5 protein-coding genes and 2 riboswitches are annotated in these 8,319 nt (G+C 42.3%); all 5 genes read right to left on the minus strand.

Annotation, left to right across the window (positions count from 1 at the left end):
* Positions 1–334 precede the first annotated feature (334 nt).
* The 5 genes from ACR65F_RS17925 to ACR65F_RS17945 all read right to left on the minus strand — a co-directional run bounded on the left by ACR65F_RS17925 (position 335) and on the right by ACR65F_RS17945 (position 8,016).
* A complete protein-coding gene (locus ACR65F_RS17925) occupies positions 335–1,669 on the minus strand; it encodes an NCS2 family permease (RefSeq protein ID WP_440505325.1) in 1,335 nt (444 codons plus the stop codon).
* A 107-nt stretch (positions 1,670–1,776) separates the two neighbouring features.
* Positions 1,777–1,878: riboswitch (purine riboswitch) on the minus strand.
* Positions 1,876–3,414, minus strand: coding sequence for a glutamine-hydrolyzing GMP synthase (guaA, locus tag ACR65F_RS17930; protein WP_039043875.1), 1,539 nt, complete (start codon positions 3,412–3,414; stop codon positions 1,876–1,878). It overlaps the preceding riboswitch by 3 nt.
* A gap of 135 nt (positions 3,415–3,549) precedes the next feature.
* A riboswitch (purine riboswitch) is annotated at positions 3,550–3,651 on the minus strand.
* 35 nt (positions 3,652–3,686) lie between these two features.
* Complete coding sequence (locus ACR65F_RS17935; RefSeq protein ID WP_440505322.1) at positions 3,687–5,867, minus strand: DUF4129 domain-containing transglutaminase family protein; 2,181 nt, start codon at positions 5,865–5,867, stop codon at positions 3,687–3,689.
* Complete coding sequence (locus tag ACR65F_RS17940; protein ID WP_440505323.1) at positions 5,864–7,069, minus strand: DUF58 domain-containing protein; 1,206 nt, start codon at positions 7,067–7,069, stop codon at positions 5,864–5,866. Before ACR65F_RS17940 ends, ACR65F_RS17935 begins: the two co-directional genes overlap by 4 nt.
* Positions 7,066–8,016 carry an AAA family ATPase gene (locus tag ACR65F_RS17945; RefSeq protein ID WP_440505324.1) on the minus strand — a complete coding sequence of 317 codons (951 nt, stop codon included), beginning with the start codon at positions 8,014–8,016 and terminating at the stop codon, positions 7,066–7,068. Before ACR65F_RS17945 ends, ACR65F_RS17940 begins: the two co-directional genes overlap by 4 nt.
* Between the last annotated feature and the right edge of the window lie 303 nt (positions 8,017–8,319).

Consider the following 8,319-nt stretch of genomic DNA (forward strand, 5'->3'; position numbering starts at 1 on the left):
GTGTTTGTTTCACCGGCAGAACCGGTTTCCCAAACGATAATTCGTTGACATTTTGCTGTTCAGTTTTCAAGGTTCATGTTGTCTGAAGCGTTTCAGTAAGTCTCGCTCCCGACTGCTTTATTACTATACCAAGCGCGTCAACATAAGTCAACACTTTTCGTCAAATTAATTACTAGTCATTAATATACCCGAAAAACATTGCGTTAAACATCATTTATCAAATCCCCCTCTTATTTCATAAGTTCTATCATTTTAATTGTCTAATTCCACAATCGAAGCAAAAAAACAGCTACTGACCGTCCATAATGGAAAGTCAGTAGCTGTAGAAGTTTCGTTATTTAACGAAAACGAAATACAATATGAAGAGAACCATCAATACATACATAATAGGATGTATTTCTTTGCGGCGTCCGCTAAGTAGCATTGTAATTGGATAGAAGATGAATCCAATCGCTATTCCTGTTGCGATACTATACGTCAACGGCATTGCAATGACAGTGAAGAATGCCGGGACAGCCATTTCAAAACGTGTCCACTCAATATTGCCTAAATTAGAAACCATTAGCACACCAACAATAATTAATGCAGGCGCTGTAACTTCAGGCGTAATGACAAACAATAAAGGTGAGAAGAATAAAGCTAGTAAAAATAGAAGACCTGTTATAACAGAAGCAAATCCTGTTTTCGCCCCTGCTGCAACTCCAGCTGTCGATTCAACGTAAGAAGTTGTTGTGGATGTACCGAAAATTGCACCAGTCACTGTTGCCATGGAATCCGCCAACAATGCTCTTCCAGCACGTGGCAACTTACCTTCCTTCATTAATCCTGCTTGGGTTGCGACTGCAACAAGTGTTCCTGCAGTATCAAAGAAATCTACAAACAGAAATGTAATGATGATGACAATAAACTGTGTCGTAAACAATTCGCTCGGGTTATTAAAAATCGTTTCAAATGCTGCACCAAAAGTAGGAGCGACACTCGGTACACTGGAAACTACTTTATCCGGTACCTCAATAAGATTGGTCAACATCCCTGCCACGGTAGTTATAATCATTCCATAGAAGATTGCTCCCTTAATTCCTCTAACCATCATGATCACTGTAATTACTAATCCAAAAATAGCAAGCAATACTGGACCTTTCGATAAATCTCCTAGCGTAACAAGAGTGTTTGGATCACCTACAATAATATTTGCGTTTTGAAACCCTAAGAATGTGATGAACAAACCAATTCCCGCACCTACTGCATATTTCAGTTGTGCCGGGATTGCGTTAATAATCATTTCACGAAGACCAGTTAATGAAAGAACAATAAAAATGAGACCTGAGAATAGCACGCCTGTTAAAGCTGTTTGCCAAGGAATACCATATCCGAGCACAACAGAAAATGCGAAAAATGCGTTAAGTCCCATACCTGGTGCTAAGCCGATTGGATATCGTGCGATGAGACCCATAAATAATGATCCGACTGCTGCTGCTAATGCCGTTGCTACAAATACTGCACCTTTATCCATGCGCATTGCATCCGGAATATCAGGCACCCCGTCAAGAGACAAGACTAGCGGATTCACGGCCAATATGTACGCCATTGCAAGGAACGTTGTTAATCCCCCAATGATTTCTCTTCTATAATTGGTACCTAACTTGTCAAACTCAAAATACTTTTTCATCATCAACCGTCCTCATCTGTTTTGGATATAAAAAGAGCATGCGACAACTAAAGCCGCATGCTCTTTCAAACTCTTCAAAATGGGGATCCCTCTTGTCAGTCCTACTCAAGAAGTGATCCATTCATCGTAGTCAAAGCATTTACGGTGCTCTGGTAGAGACTTTTGGGCCTTATTCCCAAGGATATACGACAATCAGTTATTCAGTTTTATTCCCACTCGATTGTGCCTGGTGGTTTTGCAGTAATATCATAAACAACACGGTTGACGTGGTCAACTTCAGCTGTAATACGTGAACTGATCTTCTCCAAAACATCCCAAGGGATTCGTGCCCAATCAGCACTCATACCATCTGAAGAATGAACGGCACGAAGTCCGATTGCGTGGTCATACGAACGCTTTCCGTCTCGCACACCGACACTCTTGATGCCAGGAAGAACTGCGAAGTACTGCCAAATAGAGCGGTCAAGACCAGCTAAAGCAATTTCTTCACGGAGGATGTAATCTGCGTCACGTACAATGTTCAACTTCTCTTCTGTCACTTCGCCAAGTACTCGAACACCTAGACCTGGTCCAGGGAACGGCTGACGGTTGTAGATATCTTCAGGCAATCCAAGCTCTTTACCGACATTACGCACTTCGTCTTTGAACAATGCCTTCAACGGCTCGATCAATTCAAAGTCCATATCTTCTGGTAGTCCGCCAACGTTGTGGTGAGACTTGATGACTTCAGCAGTTGCTGTACCACTTTCAATGATATCTGCATAAATCGTACCTTGCGCAAGGAAATCAATACCTTTCAATTTCGCTGCTTCCTCATCAAATACACGAATGAACTCGTTACCGATGATCTTACGCTTTTGTTCAGGTTCTGTAACTCCGGCAAGCTTGTCCAAGAAACGCTTAGCTGCATCTACTTTGATGAAATTCATATTGAACTTTGTGCTGAACGTATCGACAACACTTTCGACTTCACCTTTACGCAACAAGCCGTGGTCTACAAAAATACAAGTCAACTGATCACCAATGGCACGATGGATAAGTGTTGCAACTACTGAAGAGTCGACACCGCCACTTAGTGCACAAAGAACATTACGATTGCCAACTTGCTCACGGATTTTTTCTACTTCTACTTCAATGAAGCGTTCCATTGACCATTCACCTGTCGGATTACAGATTGAACGAAGGAACGTACGAAGAATCGCTTCTCCATTTTCAGTGCTGTCGACTTCAGGATGGAACTGAACGCCGAATAATCCTTTATCAGCATTCTCGATTGCTGCAATATGTCCATGCTCGTCTTTCACTGTTGCTGTGAAGCCTTCAGGAAGTTCTGCAATTTTTTCAGTGCCACCAATGTGCGCTGCAAATGATCCGCTGATTTCAGCAAATAATTTTGAAGTTCCTTCAGTAGTTAGTGTAGACGCCGCACCATGAGCTTCCATAGTAGCTGTCTTGCCGCCAAACTGCTCTGCTATGACTTCTAGTCCTGAGCCAAGACCGAGAACTGGAAGTCCTAATGTAAAGATTTCAGGATCGATGTCTGCGTCCATTTTCGTATCTCCACCAGACAAGACAATTCCAGCTGCATGCATGTTACGAATTTCTTCTGCTGTTACTGTGTGAGGATAAAGCTCACTGTAAACGCCTAAATCCCGTATTACGCGTGTAATAAGTTGGTTGTACTTGCTACCTAAATCTAAAACTACGATTTTCTCTTGTTCTGACATTAATGGAGCTGCTGACATAAAATCCACCTCTTCTTATTTTATTCAAGTATACCCTTAAAACAGAGAAAGACGCGGTAGAAAGTAAACTCTTTCTGCGCGTCTTCTGTTTCCATCTATATTCTATGAAATAACGAAAACAGACTACGGATTATCCGTAGCTGCCTTCGCTATCATAGACAGGTCTTTTGCGGTGACCTGGTAGAAACATCCGAACCATATTATCGGACCTATATGAGAGCATTCAAGTATTTTTATTCCTGGCATCATTCTACTTCCATTCAATTAAAAAATCAACCGGTTGTCTCAATGATTAAATCTTCCCACATTTTACGTAATTCAGTCCAATTTTGATTGGTTTCCCTTTGACCGTATAAGCCTGTTTCATACACAGCTGTCAACGTACTCATTTTGTCATCGCCGCGCATTCGATCCACTTCTTTTGCGTAGATTGATAAGGTCATGCCAGCTGGTTTCTTAACACCGATCCTGTTCAAATGCTTCAATAATTGTTCATATTGAATAGCAAATGTTTCCCAGCCTTCAGACTTGTTCCGGCTCCTACGTACAACAAGACGAGGCAACCACTTTTTACGGGTTGCATATGATCCTATACCAACCAAGGCAATAGCAACTCCGATAATGACACTAACTACAGTCCAAGAACGCAGCCATTCTGGAATAATTTGAAGCAACCAAGGTTCCTGGGCATTGTTACGTTTAGCGGCTTGTTTTTCTTGTTCTTGTTTCTTTTTGTTTTCAGGACGCTTGATTTGTTCTTGTTCTTTCAAATCATCTTCTGCAACTTCAATATCGAAGTTGACATTCGATACGCCATTAAATCCAATTGTCGGTTCAAATGGCATCCAACCAATACCAGGCATGTATGCCTCTACCCAAGAATGAGCTTGGTTGTTAGTGACCGTGTAGTACTTCTCCTCGTTATCATCCCGCTTCAACTCACCAGGCGCAAATCCTTTCACCCATCTTGCTGGGATTCCAACCGATCGAAGCATGACGACCATGGAGGAACTAAAGTTGTCACAATAGCCTCGTTTCGTTTCAAATAGGAATTGATCGACATAATCTTCATCCTCTTCAGGAACAGCAACTTTGTCTCTTGAGTAAACAAAGCCGCTTCTTGCGAAATACCTTTCAATGGCTTGTGCTTTCTGATAAACACTCGGTGCACTTGCCGTCAATTCTACGGCCAAGTCTCTGACCCTTTCAGGGACTTCTTCAGGCAAATTCAAATACTCATCCATTTCAATTTTCATAGAATCGAGCGAATCCATGTCTGTTTCACGGAGTTCTTTCAAACTGTATTCGGGTGGTACAAATTCCGTTCGGTATGTCATGTCTAGCGGCTCATCATAATTCAATGTCAGCTTTCCTGTTCCCTCTTCCTGCACATAAAGAAATCCTTCAGTAGTCTGCAATTCTTCAAATCCATATGGGTACGGCAAGATTGGTAAGGGCTCATACATTTCCACATCGGCACGCTCTCTAGGTGGAACTAAAACTTGTCCGCCTATTAAGTCTGAAAATCGTCCTTGTGACTCTGGATTCAGCTCTTCCGAGTCCTGAATCCACCCTTTGGATGTATACGTACTCTTCGTCTCCATTTTCCAATATTGACGCGAATCCACATATGCTTCAAAAACAAGCGAATCATCTTGTTTAAATGGCCCGCCCAATTGAGTATCATCTGGATCGTACCCCACTTTAGAAACCCCTTCTCCATTTCCACCATCTCCCAAACCGGCAGCAGATCGGATAAATGGAACTGGGTCTGGCCAAACAGGTTCTTTAATAGGAACGAGAATTGCAACGATTGCAACGAATAGTAATAACCCTACTAGTGGAGCAGTTACTTTAAGATAACTTGAGATTGGTAACTGTGTTTTCGTTTTCGCTGATAATCGTAGCGGAAACAGTAGTCCAAGCAATAACAGCCCGATTATCATTACCCGTAAAATTGCAAATGAGGCGTCAAACGATGTAAATGTATCCACCACAGAGAGGAATATCACCGTCATTCCGAAAAACAGTAGGACGGACTTACGATATTCAATCCAAAATCGTATTAAGTAACAAAGCATCCAAAGTAAAATGAAAAATAGTCCCGTTCGAAACATATACGAGATACTCATCCACTCACCAGACCAAATAAATGAAAAGTTTTGTTGTACATCGAGCATTGTCATTTTCAGCGCTTCAGCCGACAGCCAATCCTTTTCAAGAAATACGTATTGTAGAGATAGAGTTATGTAGATTACCTTAATTGGAACACCAATCCAACCTGGAACACGTAACAAACCAAATAACAAGGCTAATCCCACAAATCCATAAAAAAGAATAATGTGCCCGGTGTCTGTAAGTTCCTCAACCGGCTTGAGCCACTCTATGGTCATGAAGAAGGCAAGAGTATACAGCAAAACCAAGAGCCACTTATCGATACGGACATCTTTCATGTTTTAGCCACCTCCTGAAACGAACGTTCAAACTGTTCATCTGTTAGCATTTGAACGGTCACACCGAGCGCTCTTGCTGCCTTCACGTTCTGCTCAACAAAATCCGGCATTGGGACGGCTCCGTTTCTCACAACAAAACAAAATACCGGTTGCGCGCGAGAGGCACTAAGAACAGGACGCAAGAAAACAGGATCTGGATTTCCTGAAATAATGACAATTGCTCCAGCACCTTGTAAGGCTACTGTATAATTCGGTGGTTTTGCCATTGTCTCTTCTATCGGTTGAAGGCGAGCGAGTTGCGTGAGCGCTTTTCTAAGCTGCCCTTCTCCTGAAATTGTGCCAATTGCAGAATTCTCAGCATCTGTCGTTAAAAACGTCAAATCTGCTTTCCGAGTAGCAGCTTCTTTTAAAATGGAGGCTGTGAATTGAATTTGTTCTTCAAATGCTAGAGAGGTTCTGGCATCGAGCAACAACGTCACGTGCTCGCCGCGTTTGTTCTCAAATTCTTTCGTCATTAAGTTTTGTGTCCGAGCAAATGATTTCCAGTGTATCCAAGACATCCGATCTCCTGGTTGATAGTCCCTGACGCTTGTGGCAACCGTGGTTTCTTTTATCAATGAAAATGGTGATCTTGTCGTCCCTCTATCATGATAAGAACCAATTGGTACGTAGTGTACTGACTTCGTCTCAGGAAAAATGAGAAGTACAGACTCTCCTTCGACGTCGATGGTTCCCTGTTTTTTTATCCACCCAAAAAAGTCTGTTATGCCTATTTGTACAGGGGGAAAATGATGCTCTCCTCTTTGTTTACCTTTCAATTCGTACTGAAGTACAACCTCTTTTCGAAATCCCACTATAAACAACTGGGAAGTACCCCCTTGTATGACGGAGGCAAACCCACCACACTCTTGTTCTTTGACGGTAAGATACAACAGCGGAAAACGATTAGTTCGTTTCACTCGAATCGTCACTTTCGTCGATTCGCCAATTCCTAGTAATGGCTGTTGAATAGTACGCGTCACCGTAAATGACTTTAAGGGATACAGCACGATTGATAGCGCATACAAAGAAAACGGCAAGATAAAGTAAAAGATCGTCCAGCTAGGCATACCGCCTTGAAACATTGCAAACGAATATGCTCCACCTATAATGATCAAAACAAAAATCGTTTGAATGATTAGTGTTGCACGTTTTCGTTTCATAGAGTGTTCGTCCTCATGATAGGCACGCGGACTTTAGCGATTACGTCGACCAGCACATTATCGATGGAATGACCACTGTACTCTGCATCCGGGTGCAAAATAATTCGATGGCTAAATGCATGAGGAAGTAAATATTGGACGTCGTCTGGGGTTACATAATCACGCCCGTTAATAAGTGCATAGGCTTGACATGCCTTCATGAGACCCAGTGATCCACGCGGACTGACCCCTAGGTACACCGTTGGATGATCACGTGTAGCGGTTGCGCAATCCACTATGTATGACTTTACCGTTACATCTACTATGACTTTTGTCGCCAACACTTGAAGTTCGAGTAAGTCATCCAATGTAATTACCGGAGCAGTGAGTTCGGCTGTGATTTGAGATTCCGAGCGCGCGAGCACTTCAATTTCCTCGTCTCTCGTTGGATAGCCCATTTTCAACTTAAATAAAAAACGGTCCATTTGAGCTTCTGGAAGAGGATAAGTCCCTTCATATTCGATTGGGTTTTGCGTCGCCATTACAAAAAATGGTTGAGGAAGTTGCAACGTTTTCCCATCTATTGTGATTGAGGATTCTTCCATCCCTTCTAAGAGTGCTGCTTGTGTTTTAGGCGAAGTCCGGTTGATTTCATCCGCCAAAATGATATTACCCACAATTGGACCTGGTCTGAATTCAAACTCCATCCGCTGTGGATTGTAAATTGAAACACCAAGAACATCAGACGGCAACAAATCAGGTGTGAACTGGATTCTCTTGAATTCAGCTCCAATTGACGCAGCCAAAGATTTTACCATTACAGTCTTACCAACACCTGGTACGTCTTCTAGGAGGACATGTCCACCTGCCAATAATGCTGTTAAACTGAGCTCGCTTATTACACGTTTCCCCACAATCGTTCGCTCAATGTTTGCTAGGATCGCATCAATCTTCTCTTTATGTAACAATCCATTTCCCCCTTGCTCATATACTGGATGACTCTACAGTTGTTTCCATCATACCGGAATTTGTGCGGTCCTTCAAACTAATTTACAAAACAAACAGAATTGAATAGCAATAAAAAAACCTCTCCATAACAGAGAGGTTTCAGAATGTAGACAAACTCCAGAAATCATGTATTTGCCTCCAGTCTTTTTCTTTTACAATAGGATTAACTATGAAAAGTTGATTTTTGCTGCGAGCGGACGCTTTCCGAGGGGCTTGCTCTCAGCCAATCGAACAACGAAGAGTTCGATTTGCCGTATTTTAGC

The organism is Sporosarcina sp. SAFN-010, assembly GCF_059415065.1.

What these genes read in the sequence shown, in the direction of transcription:
- ACR65F_RS17935 (WP_440505322.1), bottom strand. Translation starts at nt 5,867, where the DNA reads ATGAAAGATGTCCGTATCGATAAGTGGCTCTTGGTTTTGCTGTATACT.
- ACR65F_RS17940 (WP_440505323.1), bottom strand. Translation starts at nt 7,069, where the DNA reads ATGAAACGAAAACGTGCAACACTAATCATTCAAACGATTTTTGTTTTG.
- ACR65F_RS17925 (WP_440505325.1), bottom strand. Translation starts at nt 1,669, where the DNA reads ATGAAAAAGTATTTTGAGTTTGACAAGTTAGGTACCAATTATAGAAGA.
- guaA (WP_039043875.1), bottom strand. Translation starts at nt 3,414, where the DNA reads ATGTCAGCAGCTCCATTAATGTCAGAACAAGAGAAAATCGTAGTTTTA.